Origin of the sequence: Streptomyces sp. NPDC004266 (assembly GCF_042874095.1) — a bacterium.
Taxonomy (GTDB): Bacteria; Actinomycetota; Actinomycetes; order Streptomycetales; family Streptomycetaceae; genus Streptomyces.
Map to the genome: position 1 here is coordinate 111,980 of NZ_JBIAMM010000008.1, position 16,080 is coordinate 128,059.

Annotated in this window: 13 protein-coding genes; 2 read left to right on the forward strand and 11 right to left on the reverse strand. The window is 72.5% G+C overall.

Going from position 1 to position 16,080, the window contains the following annotated elements; genetic code table 11:
* Positions 1 to 153: 153 nt before the first annotated feature.
* The gene (locus ACFYUZ_RS20550; protein WP_389311206.1) at positions 154 to 1,806 is read left to right on the forward strand and encodes a phospholipase A2; all 1,653 of its coding nucleotides are present in this window, start codon (positions 154 to 156) and stop codon (positions 1,804 to 1,806) included.
* A gap of 204 nt (positions 1,807 to 2,010) precedes the next feature.
* Entirely contained in the window at positions 2,011 to 4,806 is a 2,796-nt protein-coding gene (locus tag ACFYUZ_RS20555; RefSeq protein ID WP_389311208.1) for a S8 family serine peptidase, read from the forward strand.
* Positions 4,807 to 4,883: 77 nt separating this feature from the next.
* Here the strand turns inward: ACFYUZ_RS20555 and ruvB are convergent, their stop codons facing one another.
* The 11 genes from ruvB to ACFYUZ_RS20610 form a co-directional block, all read right to left on the reverse strand.
* Positions 4,884 to 6,092 carry a Holliday junction branch migration DNA helicase RuvB gene (ruvB, locus tag ACFYUZ_RS20560; RefSeq protein ID WP_389311210.1) on the reverse strand — a complete coding sequence of 403 codons (1,209 nt, stop codon included), beginning with the start codon at positions 6,090 to 6,092 and terminating at the stop codon, positions 4,884 to 4,886.
* Positions 6,093 to 6,154: 62 nt separating this feature from the next.
* Positions 6,155 to 7,324 (reverse strand): recombinase RecA, encoded by a 1,170-nt coding sequence (gene recA, locus ACFYUZ_RS20565; protein WP_389311212.1) that lies wholly within the window; start codon positions 7,322 to 7,324, stop codon positions 6,155 to 6,157.
* Between the two features lie 61 nt (positions 7,325 to 7,385).
* Entirely contained in the window at positions 7,386 to 7,883 is a 498-nt protein-coding gene (locus tag ACFYUZ_RS20570) for a single-stranded DNA-binding protein (RefSeq protein WP_389311214.1), read from the reverse strand.
* 216 nt (positions 7,884 to 8,099) lie between these two features.
* Positions 8,100 to 8,891 (reverse strand): hypothetical protein, encoded by a 792-nt coding sequence (locus ACFYUZ_RS20575; protein ID WP_389311216.1) that lies wholly within the window; start codon positions 8,889 to 8,891, stop codon positions 8,100 to 8,102.
* Positions 8,888 to 9,403 carry a hypothetical protein gene (locus ACFYUZ_RS20580; protein WP_389311218.1) on the reverse strand — a complete coding sequence of 172 codons (516 nt, stop codon included), beginning with the start codon at positions 9,401 to 9,403 and terminating at the stop codon, positions 8,888 to 8,890. Before ACFYUZ_RS20580 ends, ACFYUZ_RS20575 begins: the two co-directional genes overlap by 4 nt.
* Positions 9,400 to 10,356 (reverse strand): ATP-binding protein, encoded by a 957-nt coding sequence (locus ACFYUZ_RS20585; protein WP_389311220.1) that lies wholly within the window; start codon positions 10,354 to 10,356, stop codon positions 9,400 to 9,402. Before ACFYUZ_RS20585 ends, ACFYUZ_RS20580 begins: the two co-directional genes overlap by 4 nt.
* A gap of 259 nt (positions 10,357 to 10,615) precedes the next feature.
* Entirely contained in the window at positions 10,616 to 11,533 is a 918-nt protein-coding gene (locus tag ACFYUZ_RS20590) for a RecB family exonuclease (protein WP_389311222.1), read from the reverse strand.
* A gap of 78 nt (positions 11,534 to 11,611) precedes the next feature.
* Positions 11,612 to 12,217 carry an antibiotic biosynthesis monooxygenase gene (locus ACFYUZ_RS20595; protein WP_389311224.1) on the reverse strand — a complete coding sequence of 202 codons (606 nt, stop codon included), beginning with the start codon at positions 12,215 to 12,217 and terminating at the stop codon, positions 11,612 to 11,614.
* A 281-nt stretch (positions 12,218 to 12,498) separates the two neighbouring features.
* The gene (locus ACFYUZ_RS20600) at positions 12,499 to 13,380 is read right to left on the reverse strand and encodes a carbon-nitrogen hydrolase family protein (protein WP_389311226.1); all 882 of its coding nucleotides are present in this window, start codon (positions 13,378 to 13,380) and stop codon (positions 12,499 to 12,501) included.
* 8 nt (positions 13,381 to 13,388) lie between these two features.
* Positions 13,389 to 14,915: an APC family permease gene (locus tag ACFYUZ_RS20605; RefSeq protein WP_389311228.1), complete on the reverse strand. Its 1,527-nt coding sequence runs from the start codon at positions 14,913 to 14,915 to the stop codon at positions 13,389 to 13,391.
* Between the two features lie 430 nt (positions 14,916 to 15,345).
* On the reverse strand, positions 15,346 to 15,906 hold the full coding sequence (locus ACFYUZ_RS20610) for a TetR/AcrR family transcriptional regulator (RefSeq protein WP_389311230.1): 561 nt from the start codon (positions 15,904 to 15,906) through the stop codon (positions 15,346 to 15,348).
* Between the last annotated feature and the right edge of the window lie 174 nt (positions 15,907 to 16,080).

Here is a 16,080-nt window from a genome sequence, read left to right on the forward strand (position 1 = left end):
CGTACTCAACCTCGGGCGGCGGCCGGAGATCTTCACTGCTGCAAGGAAGCGGAATCAACTGCCCCTGTTTACAAGGTTCTTGTGGTCGCGATCGGCGCGGGTCTACGGTCCGCAGCGATCAAGAAACACACCTACGACACGAGGGGGGAACTCGTGCGCAAGACAGCTCTGCCTGTCATGACCGCGCTCTCCATAGCGCTGCTGCTCCCGCAGCAGATCGCCGGAGCCGCCGTCATCGAGCAGCCGCGGGCCGCGGCCGCCACGGTCGATCCGCCGCTGGCCGACGGGGAGATCCAGCAGGTCGGTCCCGGCCTGTACTCCACCGCGGAGAAGTCCTTCGAGCTGTACGAGACCGATGTGGCCGAGGGCCTCATGGGCCGTACCCACACGGTGACCGAAGGCGCGGACGGAGTCGCCAGGCCGGAGTCGGCGCCCTCGACCCGTCCGGACCAGGGCGTCTTCGGCCCCGGGTGGGAAGCCGGGTTCCTGGGGGGTCAGCTCAACCGCAAGCTGGAGCAGAAGGCCAACTCCGTCGTGGTCACCGACCTCGACGCGAAGGTCTCCGTCTCGTACGCCCTGAAGAGCAGCATCGACTACCCGAGCGGCGGCGGCGTCAAGAAGTACGAGACCACCACCGGCGACAAGCTCACCGAGACCACCACGTACAACGAGGCGACCGGCACGCTGGTGACCACCGCGGTCGAGACCCTCGCCCCGGCCACCGGCACCCCGGACACCGACGTGACCGGCGACGAGGACGCCGGCGCGGCCATCGGAATCGCCAACCTCACGGCCACCTACAACTGGAAGCAGGTCGCTCCGGGCACCGACAAGTGGCGTGTGACCAGCCTGGGCAACCTGGCCGACGGCGCCACCGACACGGTCTCCTACGACACCAAGGGCCGGGTCGCCACGGTCAGCGAGCCCGCCACCGCCGACGCTCCGGCGCAGTCGCTGACGGTCAAGTACTCGACCGCCACGACGGCCACCGGCACGGCGCTCGGTGAGTACACGGGCCGCGCCAAGGAGATCACCCTCACGTCGGGTGCCACCACGCAGACGCTGGCGCGCTACTCCTACGACGCCTCGGGTCTGCTGCGCAGCGTGACCAACCCGGTCGAGGGCACCGACCCGGTCTCGTCGTACGCCTACGACTCCACCGGTCGTGTCTCCGACATCGCCTCGCCGACCAACGGTGAGTGGGACCTGACGTTCCCGGCCGAGTCGGCCGCCCCGAACGCCGCGCCCGTCGGCACCGACCTGCCGTCCGCCACCGAGCCCCTGCAGGGCCCGGCCGGCGACGGAACCGCGACCACGCCTCCGGCCGGGGACTTCACCACCGGTGAGATCACCGACCCGCAGGCCTACCCGCGCTACTGCAACCGCGCCACCGAGTGGATGTGGTACCTCAACCGCGGCTGCGTCGCGTGGGCCGCGCACTACGGCTGGCACTGGCCGTACTTCCGGTACACGCCGACCGGCTTCCGCGTGGCGGGCATCATCTACGACGGCTGCAGCACGCCCGGCCCGAACATCAGCCGCCCGGGCGGCTTCAACTTCCGGGCCGCGTGTGACACCCACGACTACGGCTACGGCCTGATCGGCAACACGTACAAGGGCTACAAGTACTACCTGGACCGCAGCAAGAAGTCGAACGTCGACAACGCCTTCTACAGCACGATGAAGACGCACAGCTGCAAGGCGTACAACATCCTGGTCCGCTGGAAGTGCAACTCCTACGCGTACGTCTACCTCAAGGCCGTGGCCTGGAAGGGCCACCCGAAGAACGGTGCCAACAAGACCTGATCACGGGTCAGCGCACCTTCTGACGACGTACAGCGCGACCTCCTGACGGAGCACGCCCCTCGGGCGTGAACGGGCCGGGCGGCGGACACCCCTCGCCGCCCGGCCCGTTCCGCCAGGGCCTTTCACACCCCATCTCCCCGGGCTGTGCCATGTCTGCTTCCCCACGGGCCCAGCCATGACGCGCCCCTTGCTCACCGAGGCAATATGAAGAGAACGATCTGGGCGACGGTCGTCACCGCGATGACGGCCGTGACCCTCGGCGCCGCGACACCGGCCCACGCCGTCACACCGCTGAGCACCACGACAGCGGCCGAAGCCTCGACCGGCCCGGTCGACCTGCCGCTCTACGACCGGACCGCGGGCGGCGGCAAGGTCCGCGTCAACGTCGTCACGGAGACCCTCGCGGACGTCGCCGACGCGGCGACCGCCGGCGAGAAGAAGCAGGAGTTCGAGACCGTGCCGGTGGTCACCCTCAAGGTGGACCGGGCCGGCCTCGACCGGCTCGCCGCCAAGCCGGGCGTGGTCAGCGTCACCGAGGACAAGGTCGAGCGGCCGACCCTGGACCAGAGCATCCCGCTCATCGGCGGTGACGACGCCTTCGCGGCGGGCAAGACCGGTACGGGCCAGGCGGTCGCCGTCCTGGACACCGGCGTCGAGACCGGCCACCCGTTCCTGAAGAACCGGGTCGTGGCCGAGGCCTGCTTCTCGCCGAGCGATGCCGAGAGCGGCATCGTCAGCCTGTGCCCCAACGGCGCCGACGCGCAGGAGGGCACCGGTGCCGCCAACACCGCGGCCGGCCCCTGCGCGACCATGGCCGACTGCGACCACGGCACCCACGTGGCCGGTATCGCCGCGGGCAACGGCGCCGGCATCACGGGCGCTCCCCAGCACGGTGTGGCGCCCGGTGCCAACATCGTCGCCATCCAGGTCTTCAGCCAGTTCACCACCGAGGAGTTCTGCGGGGGCGTCGCCCCCTGCGTGGGCAGCTACCAGAGCGCCCAGCTCAAGGGCCTCGAGCACGTGCTGAAGCTCAAGCAGGCAGGTACGCCGATCGTCGCGGCCAACCTCAGCCTCGGCAACGGCCGTTACACCACCGCCTGCGACGGCGATGTGCGCAAGCCGATCGTGGACAGCCTGCTGAGCGCCGGCGTGGCCACCGTGATCGCGGCCGGAAACAACGGCCACACCGACGCGGTGAGCATGCCCGGCTGCATCTCCTCCGCCGTCACGGTCGGCTCGACCACCGACGACGACGAGCTGTCCGCCTTCACCAACCGGGGCCCGCTGCTCGACCTGTTCGCCCCCGGCACGGGCATCGTCTCCTCCGTGCCCGGCGGCACCTACGCCTCCAAGAACGGCACCTCCATGGCCGCGCCGCACGTGGCCGGTGCGTACGCCGTGCTCAAGCAGGCCTTCCCCACCAAGACCGTCGCCGACCTGACGGCCCTGCTGAAGAGCAGCGGCCGGGGCATCGTCTACACCGGTGCCACCACCCCGCGGATCGACCTCGGTGCCGCCGTCAGCGGCGGGGGCACCACCCCGAAGCCGGCCGGGATGAACGACTTCAACGGTGACGGCGCGGAGGACATCGCGATCTCCGACCCCCAGGCCACCGTCGGCACGGACGCGAAGGCCGGCCTGATCCGCATCGTATACGGCGGCGGCAAGGGCACCACGGAGATCAGCCAGGACCTGGACTGGGTGCCCGGCGGCTCCGAGCCGGACGACTACTTCGGCGAGACCCTGGCCACCATCGACTGGAACAAGGACGGCTTCACCGACCTGGTCGCCGGAACCCCGAGCGAGACCGTCGGCACCGCCACCGACGCGGGCTTCGTCGACATCCTGTACGGCGCGGCCGGCGGCCTGGGCACCGGCACCCTGAAGGCCACGCACCTCGAACAGGGCATGGGCACGGGTGCGATCGCGGGTTCGTCGTCCGAGGCGGGCGACCGGATGGGCCACAGGATCGCGGCCGCGGTGAACGACGCCGGCCGGCCGTACCTCGTCATCACCCTGCCCGGTGAGGCCCTCGGCGACGTCGCGCAGGCGGGTTCCTCGTTCTACGTGTACGGCACCACCAGCGTGGCCGTGAGCCAGGCGACGGCCGGGGTTCCCGGTGACCCCGAGGCGGGCGACCTCTTCGGCTGGTCCGTGGCCGCCGACCAGAACTACATCGCCATCGGCTCCCCCAACGAGGCCCTCGGCAGCACGGCGAAGGCCGGCGCCGTCGTGATCTTCGACGCCAACCGCTTCGACTCCACCGGCCACCCCCTGCCGCTCGACGGGCTCGACCAGGACGACGCGGCCATCTCCGGCGGTGCCGAGGCGGGCGACCAGTTCGGTTACGCGGTGGCCATGGCCCCGTTCCGGGCCGGCGGCGCCGCAGCCGCCACGGAGTCGATCCTGGCGATCGGCTCGCCCGGTGAGAGCGTGACGGTCGGCACCGAGGACCGCGCCAACGCGGGCCGTGTGGTGCAGATCCGCATCAAGCCCGACGGCACCTGGAGCTACCTGCGCGAGCTCAAGCAGGGCACCGGGGACGACGACGTGTCCGGCACCTCCGAGACCGGTGACCGCATGGGCGAGTACCTCGCCGCCGTCAACACGGCCCCCGGTTCGGTGAGCACCGTGGCGTCCATGCGGCTCGCCGTGGGAACGCCCGGCGAGGACATCGGCACCGTCGCCAACGCGGGTGCGATCCACACGTTCTCGCTGGCCGGATCGGCCGGTCCGAACGACCGCTGGATCGAGGCCGGCGACGGGGACGGCATCCCCGGTCCCCCCGGCGCCAACCAGTACCTGGGCAGGAGCATCCACTTCACGGCGACCAGGCTGTACGCGGGCATGCCCTACGGGCCCCTGGCCACGGGCGCGCTGTACGCGCTTCCGATGTCCAACGTGACGCAAGGCGGCACGGTCGCTCCCACCACCACGTACAAGCCCGGCTCCGGTGGCCTCCCGGCCAACGGCGTGGCCTTCGGCTACTCGGCGCGGTAGACGGCGGTCGACGTGTGCAGCCCCCGAAGGCACCCGCCTCCGGGGGCTGCACTGCGCCCGCGAGGGCATCGCCCTTCCTATGGTGGAGAAGGCGGCACGGGCCGTGGGGCGGCCGGGGAGGCGGTCCGTCCGGTGCGGCCTCCGGGCGGGCCGTCCCGTCCGGCATCGCCGTTCCGGTGCGGTCCCGGGGACGCGGACCAGGACGGCCCGGACGGCGGCGCGAGCCCGAGGTGGGCCCAGGCGGCGGGCGTCGCGACCCGCCCCCGGGGCGTCCGGGCCAGCAGCCCCTCCCGCACCAGGAACGGCTCGGCGACCTCCTCCACCGTCTCCCGCTCCTCCCCCACGGCGACCGCGAGGGTGCCCAGGCCCACCGGTCCGCCGCCGAACAGCTTCAGCAGGGCGTGCAGCACGGACTGGTCCAAGCGGTCCAGGCCGCGGCCGTCGACCTCGTAGACCCCCAGGGCCGCGGACGCGATCTCGCGGGTGACCACTCCGTCCGCGGTGACCTGGGCGTAGTCCCGCACCCGGCGCAGCAGCCGGTTGGCGATGCGGGGCGTGCCGCGGGAGCGGCCGGCGATCTCGGCGGCGCCGGCGGGCTCGATCTCCACCTCCAGCAGCCGGGCGGAGCGGTGGACGACGCGCTCCAGTTCGGCGGGGCCGTAGAACTCCATGTGGGCGGTGAAGCCGAAGCGGTCGCGCAGCGGCGGGAGCAGCAGGCCGGCCCGGACGGTGGCGCCGACGAGGGTGAACGGCGGCAGCTCCAGGGACATGGCGGACGCGTCGAGGCCGGTGCCGACGACGATGTCGACGCGGAAGTCCTCCATCGCCAGGTAGAGCATCTCCTCGGCGGGCCGGGACATGCGGTGGATCTCGTCGAGGAAGAGGACCTCGCCCCCGGTGAGCGAGGCCAGGACCGCCGCCAGGTCCCCGGGGTGCTGGATGGCGGGACCGGAGGTGATGCGCAGCGGGGCTTCCATCTCCGCGGCGATGATCATCGCCAGGGTGGTCTTGCCGAGCCCCGGGGCACCGGAGAGCAGCACGTGGTCGGCGGTGGCGCTCCGCTGCCGCGCGGCCCTGAGGACGAGGTCGAGCTGCTCGCGGACCCGTTCCTGGCCGATGAACCCGTCCAGGGCCTTGGGGCGCAACGCCGCCTCGGTGGCCCGGTCCTCGCCGTCGGCGGAGGCTGCGACCGGCCGGTGGACCGGCTCCGCCGCGGTGGGCCGGCCGGCGGCGGTCCTGCCCGGGGTCGGCGTCTCGTCCCGGGGCGCGGCGGAGCCGGAGAACATGGTGCCGCCCCGGTTCGCCGGCGTTCGCCCCGCGCCGGGGTGAGGGAGCGGCGGGCTGGTCTTCACGACCCCGCCGGGGTGCCGTCGAGGAGGACGCGGGAGGCCTGACCGGTCAGGGCCGACGAGGTCGGCCCGGTGGAGCGCCGGCCGGCCGCGGCCGAGCCGAACGGCACGGTGCCGGGTGCGTCCGCCCGGTTGGCCGCATCCGCCCGGGGCTCCGCCGCCGGGGCCTCCGGCTTCGTCCCGATGCCCAGTTCCTCCCTGGTCTTCTTCTCGATCTCGTCGGCGAGGTCGGGGTGGTCCCTGAGGAAGGCGCGGGCGTTCTCCTTGCCCTGGCCGAGGCGGTCGCCCTCGTACGTGTACCAGGTGCCGGACCTGCGGACGAGGCCCTGCTCGACGCCCAGGTCGATCAGCTCGCCCTCGCGGCTGATGCCCCGGCCGTAGAGGATGTCGAACTCGGCCTGCCTGAACGGCGGGGCGACCTTGTTCTTGGCCACCTTGACGCGGGTGCGGTTGCCCACGGGCTCGGCGCCGTCCTTGAGCGTCTCGATCCGGCGGATGTCGAGGCGGACCGAGGCGTAGAACTTCAGCGCCCGGCCGCCGGGGGTGGTCTCCGGCGAGCCGAAGATCACGCCGATCTTCTCGCGCAGCTGGTTGATGAAGATCATCGTGGTTCCGGAGTGGCCCAGCGCGCCGGCGATCTTCCGGAGCGCCTGGCTCATCAGCCGGGCCTGCAGGCCGACGTGCGGGTCGCCCATCTCGCCCTCGATCTCCGCGCGCGGCACCAGCGCGGCGACGGAGTCGACGACGATGAGGTCGAGGGCGCCGGAGTGGATGAGGGTGTCGGCGATCTGCAGGGCCTGTTCGCCGTAGTCCGGCTGGCAGACCAGCAGGGCGTCGGTGTCGACGCCGAGCCGCTTGGCGTACTCGAGGTCGAATCCGTACTCGGCGTCGATGAACGCCGCGGTCCTGCCTGCCTTCTGCGCGTTGGCCATGGCGTGCAGGGCCAGGGTCGTCTTGCCGGAGGACTCCGGTCCGTAGATCTCCACCACGCGGCCGCGCGGCAGGCCGCCGACGCCGAGGGCGAGATCCAGGGCGATCGAGCCGGTGGGGATGACCTCGATGGGGGCCCCCGGCTCGTCGCCCAGGCGCATCACCGAGCCCGCGCCGAACCGTTTTTCGATCTGGGCGAGGGCGAGCTCGAGCGCTTCCTCGCGGTCCTGTTCCTTCATGGGGTCCGCCTCGGATGGGTGCGGTGTGTGGTCGTGGCCGGCGCACGGGTGCGCCGGGCCGTCAGAAGGGATGCGTCTCCTCGCGGGGGGCATGTCGTCCGCTCTCGGCGGGGACCGGCCGCTCGTCGCCGTCGGGCCGGGCGAACAGGTCCTCGGCGGCGGGGCCGCCGCGGGAACCGGCGGGGGCGCCGGTGTGCGGGGGTTTGACGATCGTCGCGGCGACGAACCGCAGCGACGGGCCGATCTCGTCCGCCTCCAGCTCGATGACGGTCCGCTTCTCGCCCTCCCGGGTCTCGTACGTCCGCTGGCGCAGCCGCCCCTGGACGATGACGCGGGTGCCCCGGGTCAGGGACTCGGCGGCGTGCTCCGCCTCCTGCCGCCAGACCGAGCAGCGCAGGAACAGCGTCTCGGCGTCCCGCCATTCGTTGCTCTGCCGGTCGAAGGTGCGGGGCGTGGACGCGACGGTGAAGTGCGCGACCGTGTCGCCGGACGGGGTGAGGCGCAGCTCGGGGTCGTCGGTCAGGTTGCCGACGACGGTGATGACGGTTTCACCGACCATGGCGGCTTTCCTCTCGTGCGACGGGTGATTCCTCACCCGTGCCTGTTCGAGTGCGACGGGCAGCCTCGTACGGGTGGCAAGGGTGCCCGGAGGGGAGGCCGCGCCGCTCCGGCCGGGGGTGAGAGGGGAGCTGGGCGGCGCGGGTCTCCAGGGGAGTCGCGGTGGCGAGGGACGGCGGGGCTCCGGTGCGGCGGCCTTTCGTGGGACGGGTGGTGATCATCGGGCTCGCCCCGCCTCCCCCTCCCGCCTCGGCCCGGGCTCGGCGAGCCCGGCCGCGAGGAGCCGTGCCTGGTGGGCGGGGGCCCTCCTCAGCGGGGTTCCGAGCCGGGGAACGACGCAGGGACGGCCTACGGCGGCCCCGCACCAGGGACAGGGCACGCGGAGGGAGCGGGCGCGCGGGTCGCGCCTGGAGCTGGTGGGGTGAGGGGGCTGACCGGCCGGGGCGGCGGGTATGTGCTCGACTCGCTGCCCCGAGGCGATCGCGGTCACCAGCTCGAGGAGTTCCGCACGGTAACGGCGCGGGTCGTCGGGGTCGCTGTCCGGGAGCGGCAGCGGGTTGCGGGCGAGCCGCTCCTCCCGGATCGCGCGCACCTCGGCGCGGATGTCGGCGGCGGCGATACGGGACCGCTGCCTGCCCAGCCTGGTCACGGCCGCCCGCACATCGGCGACGTCCAGGTCGGCGAGCAGGAGGTGCCAGGCGTCCGTCGTGGTGTCCTCCAGGTGCATCGACGGGCACATCGCCGCGACCAGGGCGACGAGCTGGGCCGTCTCGGCCGGCAGCATTCGCTCTTCCCTTCCGCGGGGGAACGGTCCGGCGGACGCCGGTGCGCCGCTTCCCGCCGCATCCACCGGCTGCTGGTACACGTACAGGACGGCCCCGCAGGCGCACCGCAGCCGCTTGTCGTCCTCGAACGTCCAGCGGCCGCAATCGAGGTGACCGGCTTGGGAGACCAGGAACCACACCGTGCCGAGCGCGTCCCGGTCGGGGTGGGCGACGACAGCGGTCATGGATCCTCGCCACCTTCGAGGGGAAGCAGGCGGCGCAGGTCGAGCGTGCCGGTGTACAGGGCGCGGGCGATCCGTTCCCGTCCGCCGGGCAGGGGGCGCAGGCTGAACGACCGCGGTTCGGGGGCCGACAGCACGCCCAGCCCCGGAATCGCCTCACCGGTGTACGGGTCGGCGACCGGATCGAGGCAGGTCAGCCGGGCGAGGAAGTGCCGCTGCCAGCCGGGGCGCACCCGGACCAGCCTCTCCACCTCGCCGGGGTGGTTGTCGGCCACCCAGGCGGTGAAGGCCTCCTCGTCGGCGACCACGACCGTCGGCCTGGGGTCGACGAGGGTGAGGGTGGCGACCGGTGTGTCGTCCGGCAGGGCCACCCGGACCGATTTCAGGTTCAGCTCGGCGCGGGCCGCGCGCAGCTCCTCGAGGACCTCGTGGCGCTCGGTCTGGTACGCGGCGTCGACGGCGTCGCGCAGCACCCGGAGTGCGGCCACCCGGGTGGCGTGCTCCTTGAGGCTCATGCGGCCCTGCCCTTCCGCTCGGCCCCGTCCTCCTGCCTGCTCCCGGCCCCGGACTCGACGTCCTCGGCGACCCTGTTCCTCGCCGCCGCGGTGCCGTGGCGCACGATCAGCTGGCCGAGGGTGCAGGTCTCCCCGCCGGCGTCCAGGACGGCGGCGCCGAGCAGGTTGTGCCGGCGGGCCTCTTCGTACAGGGCGCGCAGCTCCTCGTGGCCGGCGCCCGGCGCGGTGGCCGCCGTGACGCAGTCGGCGACGGAGAGGGCGGGCTTGCCGGCCTCCAGCCAGTCGAGGACGGCCTCGGCGAACTCCGGGCCCGGCCTGTGGAGCACGGTCCCGGACAGCGGCTTGGCCCGGGACTTGGAGATCACCAGGGTGTTCTCGTGGTCGAGATCGCCGACGATGTCGAATTCGTACTCGATGCCCTCCCGTTGCTCGGGCTTGAGTCCGATCTTGCGCGGCACCTTGCGGCCGCGTTCGTCGGCCTCCACGACGTACTCGGTCTTGGTGCGCATGGTGACGATGAGGTGCCCGGGGTAGGCGAGCAGGGCGTCGATCATCGCCCTCTCCTGGGGGCGGGCCTCCTTCCAGCCGGCGAAGCTGCCGCCCGCCCCGAGGCGCTTGGCCGCGTTGTCGACCTGCTCCAGCATCCCGCCGGTGCCGGACCAGAAGTGGCTCAGGGAGTCGACGATCATGACGTCGTAGCCCTCGTGGGCGGCCACCGCGAGCGCGTCGACGAGGGTGGTGGGCTGGAACGTCGTGAGCGGGAGGGTGTCGAAGGCGAACTCGTCGGCGTACTTGGCGGCGCTGCCGTGCTCGGTGTCGATCAGGGCGACCCGCTCGCCGAGCCCGGTGGCGGTGACCAGGGCGGTGTACGTCTTGCCCGAGCCGGTGGGTCCGGCGAGCGCGATGCGGGCCTTGGCCTGTTCCTTGGTGGCGGTGGTGAAGGTGAGGTTCACGCCGTTCTCCTGGCGTCTGCGACGGCGGTTCCGGGTGGGCCTGGCCGGCAGGGGACACGGTCCTCGTCCGGCAGGACGTGCTCCCGCGCAGCCGTCCTCGGATCGAATATGTATTCGAATTACTGTCTGCACCCACGCTAGGCGCCCCAGAGGGAACAATCCACCCTTTTCCGTGAGAAAAATACCGGAAAGGGTGAAATGTCAGCAAGGAGGCGTACAATGCCCTCCCGCATATGTGCGGTGCCGGACTCCCCCGGCCTCAGTCGGCCTCAGCGGCCGGGCGCTCGCCCTCCCCCGCGGCCGCGTCCGTGGCGACGGGCAGGGGATAAGGCGGCGGGGTGCCGCCCCAGGCCGGGCACAGTGCCCGATGGGGGCACCAATCGCACAGTCGGCTCGGGCTCGGGGGCCAGTCGCCCGTCCGCGTCGCCCGCTCGATCGCTTCCCACAACGCCAGCAGCTTGCGTTCCACGGCCCGCAGATCGGCCTCCGCCGGGTCGTAGGTGAGCACGTCCCCGCTGCCCAGGTAGACCAGCCGCAGGCTGCGGGGCACGGTGCCACGCAGCCGCCACAGCACCAGGGCGTAGAACTTCAGCTGGAACAGCGCCTCCGCCGCGTACTCGGGCGGGGGCGCCCGGCCGGTCTTGTAGTCGACGATCCGCACCTCGCCGGTCGGCGCCACGTCCACCCGGTCGATGATCCCGCGCAGCCTCAGCCCGGAGTCCAGCGTGGTCCTGACGAACAACTCGCGCTCCGCGGGCTCCAGCCGGGCCGGGTCCTCCAGGGTGAACCACCGGTCGACCAGCTGCTCCGCCGTGGCCAGCCACTCCGCGACCCGTTCCGCGGCGGGCGCCCCGCCCTCCCGCGCGAACAACTCCGCGAACTCCGGCCGCGCCGCCAGCAGCCGCTCCCACTCGCCCGCCACCATGGCCCGGGCCCGGGCGGCCGTGCGCTCCGCCGCAGGGAGGTCGAAGAGCCGCTCCAGCACGGCGTGCACCAGCACGCCCCGAGCCGCCGCCGCGTTCGGCTTCTCCGGCAGCCGGTCGATCACCCGGAGCCGGTAGAGCAGCGGGCACCGCATGAAGTCGCCCGCCCGCGACGGCGACAGCGACGACGGCGGCGCGGCGGGCCGGAGTGCTGCGGGCGGGGCCGGTGCGCCGGGGGTGTCGATCGGCTGCACACCCCCGACCTTACGCCGGAGGCCGGCGCACCGCTCGGATCCGCGCCGTACCCCGCCACCCGCCCCCGCGGAGACCGCCTACTGGCGTTCGAGCGTGACCACCTCGAACTCCTCAAGGCCGCAGATGGACACCCCCGTCTTCGCGACCGCCTCGCCGCGGGCCGCCGACTGCCTGCCGCGGGAGGCCGCCAGCGCGGCCTGATCGGCATACACCACACCCACGCTGCCCCGGCCCCTGGCCCGGTCGAGGAGCATCGCCGCGGTCTCGAAGCCCTCGATGGCCCGCACCCGGGGCAGCGTGGCGCCCCGGAACGTCTCCACCAGCAGGTCGGCGCCGGACGGGTCGACCTCGAAGCGGGTCAGGCGGAAGCCCGCGCCGGGTGCGACCTGCGCGGGAGGAGTGAACACCGCTGCCTCCCAGCTGTCGACCGTCATGGTGTTGGCGAACGGCGCCAGCATCGCCACGCGCCGCTCCTTGAGCTGGTCGTCGCTGTTCCGCAGCGCCTCTTCGCTCTCCCACCAGGAACCGGTGAGGATCTTGCCGAGCTCGCGGTCGGTGAACAGCGCGAAGCCCCGGTACCCGGACTGGCCGGCCAACGCCCTGGGGGCCTCCTCGCGGAGCGCGTCCACACACGCGTCGACCTTGGCGGGATCACCGATGGCGTAGATGGTGCGAACGTACATGGGGGTGCGCTCCTGTTCATCGGGCCGACGCTCGCCGGGGCGGCGGTCTCGTTCTCACCGCTTCCATCCGAGGCGCCCACGTGGCCGTAGGCAACGCGGAGGGACCGTTCGGGCGAACAGCGGGCGGGTGATCGACGGGCGCGTCGGGATCGAGCCGAAGAGGTGAAGACGAAGAGGTGAAGACGCCCGTGCGGGGTCCGGTGCCGCCCGCCTCAGGGCGGAGGCGGGGCGGGCGGCACCGGTGGGAGACCCACCGGGGACCGCGCCCGGCGGGTCCCCGCTCAGCGCCCTTCCGTCTCCTCGAGCCAGTCGGGCGTGCGGAACGTGCCGCCGTACATGGGCAGTTCGATGGTCGATCCGTAACGGGCGAGCTGGCTCCAGGGGCGGTTGACACCCGCGGAGCCGTACTGGCGGACGCGGGTGACGGCGTCGAGGTCGAGGACGTCGACGAGGACCTCCTCTCCCCCTCCCGCCTGCTGGCGGACGGTGCCTTCGGGGTCGACGATCAGGCTGGAACCGACGCCGGCCGGGTCGGAGGCGTTGACGTTGACGACGTAGAGCTGGTTGGTCCAGGCGTTGGCGCGGGCGCAGACCAGTTCCATCTCACGGTCGCGGGTGGTGGTCAGGGTGGGCTGGATGACGACCTCGGCGCCGAGCCAGGCGAGCTGGCGCACGGTCTCGGGGAAGGACCCGTCGTAACAGATGGCCAGACCCACGCGGCCGACCCCGGGGACCTCGAAGACGGTGAAGCGGTTCCCGGGCGTGGCCCGTTCGTACGGCTGCCAGGGGAAGACCTTCCGGTAGGCGGCGGCGACGTCGCCCTCGGGTGAGATCGCGAGTGCGGTGTTGTAGAGGGCGCCGTCGGCCGCGCGCTCGAACACCGTGCCCGGTACGAGCCACAGCCCGGTCTCCCTCGCCAGGCCGGCGAGGCGGTCGGTGAGCGGTCCGGGAACGGAGACCGCGGTCTTCTCCATCCAGTTCTCGGTGTGCTCGGCGAGCAGGGGACCCTCCGCGGCGAGGAACAGTTCGGGCACGACGACGAGTCGGACGTGCGGGAAGAGTTCGCGGACGGTCCTCACCTGGTGGGCGAACCGGGACCAGGTGGCTTCCAGGTCGTACGGGACGGGGGCGGTCTGGACGGCGGCGACGGCCAGGGTACGCATCGGCGGGATCAGCTTTCGTTCCGGGCGGAGTCGGTGGGGGTCGGCGGGGCGACGGATGCTTCGCCCTCGCGGAAGAAGCGGGGGAAGTCGGCGCGGATGAGCAGGACGACGAGGACCCCGAGGGCCACGGCGCCGACGCCGAGGAGGAAGACGCCGCCGACGCCGTGGAAGGAGGTGCTGCCGTAGTCGGGGTCGATCGTGTCGTAGGCGCTGCGGACGAGCGCGGCGAGCATCATCAGTCCGCCGAGCGCCGGAAGAACGCCCTTGAACAGCAGGTCGCGTGCGGAGTCGCGCAGACGGTGGCGGAAGTGCCAGACGCAGGCGAAGGCGGTGGCGCCGTAGTAGCAGGCGATCAGCAGGCCGACGCACAGGATGGCGTCGCCCAGGAAGCGCGGCGAGGCGAGCTTGAGGACCACCAGGGTCACGGCGGTGGCGGCGCCGAAGAAGACGGTACCGACCGTGGGTGTCCGATGGCGGGGGTGGATCCGCGCGAACATCCTCGGCAGGGCTCCGTGGGTGGTCATCGACAGAAAGCCGCGGCCGCTGCCGACCAGACTGGTGAGCATCGCGGACAGGGCGCTGACGCAGACGGCGAGTTGGACGGCGGTCGCCAGCGCCTTCCCGAGCAGCGGCGGAGCGAGGGCCGCCAGGAAGTCCGTGGCGTTGGCGGGGTTGCCGAGGCCGATGCCGGTGGTGCCGGTTCCGGCGTAGCCGACCGCGGCGAACGCGGTGAACAGGTAGGTGACGAGGAGGACGGAGGTGGAGATCAGCACGGCTCGACCGGGGACACGGTCGGCGTCGCTGCTCTCCTCGTTCGCGGTGATCAGCGCGTCCCAGCCCCAGTAGATGAAGAGGCACAGCAGCACCGCCTCGGCGAACGGACCGGCGCCGTCGAAGGCGAAGGGGTCGAGCCAGGACAGCGAGGGCGTGGCGGCGCCGGGCCGGGCGAGGGCCGCGAAGCCGAGCCCGAACAGCGCCACGAGCTGCAGTCCGAGCAGCGCGTACTGGATGCCGGTGGCGATCCGCAGCCCCCGGCGGGCCAGTGCGGTCGCGCCGGCGAGCAGGAGCAGACCCGTGACGGTCACGGCGGCGTCGCTGCCGGCCAGGCCGTCGAGGCCGAGGACGGAGAGCAGGTAGGTGGCGCTGACCTGAGCGAGCGCGGTCATGGCGAAGAGCGTGGCCACGGTGGGCACCCAGCTGCCGACGAGCCAGCCCGTCCAGGGGCCGAAGGCCCGGGTGTTCCACACGAAGGTGGTGCCGCAGTCCGGCATGTCCCGGTTGAGCTCGCGGAAGGCGAACGCCGTCAGCAGGATCGGCACGAAACCGATCAGCAGCGCGGCGGGAGCGAGGTGCCCCACGGTCATGGTGACCAGGCCGAGCGTGACGGCGATGGAGTAGGCCGGGGCGGTGGAGGAGAGCCCGAGGGCGACCACCCCGAGCAGACCCACGCTGCCGCTGCGCAGCCCCTTGTCGACGGGGCCGGGGGAGGTGCCGGCTCTCGGTCCGGCAGCGGTGTCATTCGAGTCGAGCGTCACGGCGGAGGCTCCTCACGTGAGACGCGTTTGTTAAAACGGGATTTAAGAAGCCGGTCGCTTCCCCGTCAAGAGCAGAAGCCCTGTTGTTAAACACACATACGGAGAGCCGCCGGGCGGCTGCGATCCACCGCACCTCGAGCGACGGGAGCGCGGAAGCGGGAGCGACGCCGACAGGCCGTGCTCCACCGCGGCGATCTCGACGCGCTCACCCGACCGGAAGTCCGGCAGGCGCTCCAGGGGGTGGCGGCCTGCGTCCGAACGACCTGACTCCGGACGCGGTGACCGCGCACGGGCGCTCGCCGCACGGGGGCGGGGCGACCGGCGGCAGGGTCGCCGGCGTGCCGCCGGATCGGCGTGCGGCGTGCGGCGTGCGGCGTGCGGCGTGCGGCGTGCGGCGTGCGGCGTGCGGCGTGACGGTGCCGAGCCGGCTTCAGGGCGTCCAGCCGGTGACCGCCCGGACGTAGGCGTTCATGGCGGCGATCACCTGGGCGCGGGAGCGGCGGCCCGCGAGGACCTCCATCTGGAAGCCGTCCTCCAGGGCGAGGAAAGTGGCCGCGAGCTGCAGCGGCGGGTCCTGGAGGGTGAAGTGTCCCTGCGCCTGGCCGAGCAGCAGGATGCCGTAGTAGATCGCGATCTGGCGCTCGGTCAGGGAGCTGTCGAGCGTGGCGGCCTTGACGTCACGCAGGCAGCGCGGCCAGTACTCGAACAGCAGCCGCGTGAGCGTGTCGTCCGGACCCGTCGCCACCCCCTTGTCGATGCAGGCGCGCAGCCGGTCACGCGCGTCCGGGTGAACCTCGACGGCCTCCTCGCGTTGGCGCGCGAAGCGCTCGATGGCCCGCTGGTACGTCTCGTGGACCAGGGCGTCCAGATCCCCGTAGTACAGCAGCGCGGCAGGGGTGACGCCCGCTTCCTCCGCGACGTCCCGGAGCCGGAGGGATTCCAGCCCGCGCGCGAGGAGCGCCCGCTCCACCGCCTCGGCCAGCTCCGCCATGCGGGCTTCCTTGCCCCTGCCTCCGCCGCGCCCCACGCCACTGCCTCCTCGCCCGTACGGCCGCACCTCACCGCATCTCACCCCCATTAAAACAGCGGGTGTCATCTGTTGACAGCCTGGAGGGAGGGTTCTTAAATTTCGATTTAATGATCTGGCCGCCTCCTTCGGCCCCTC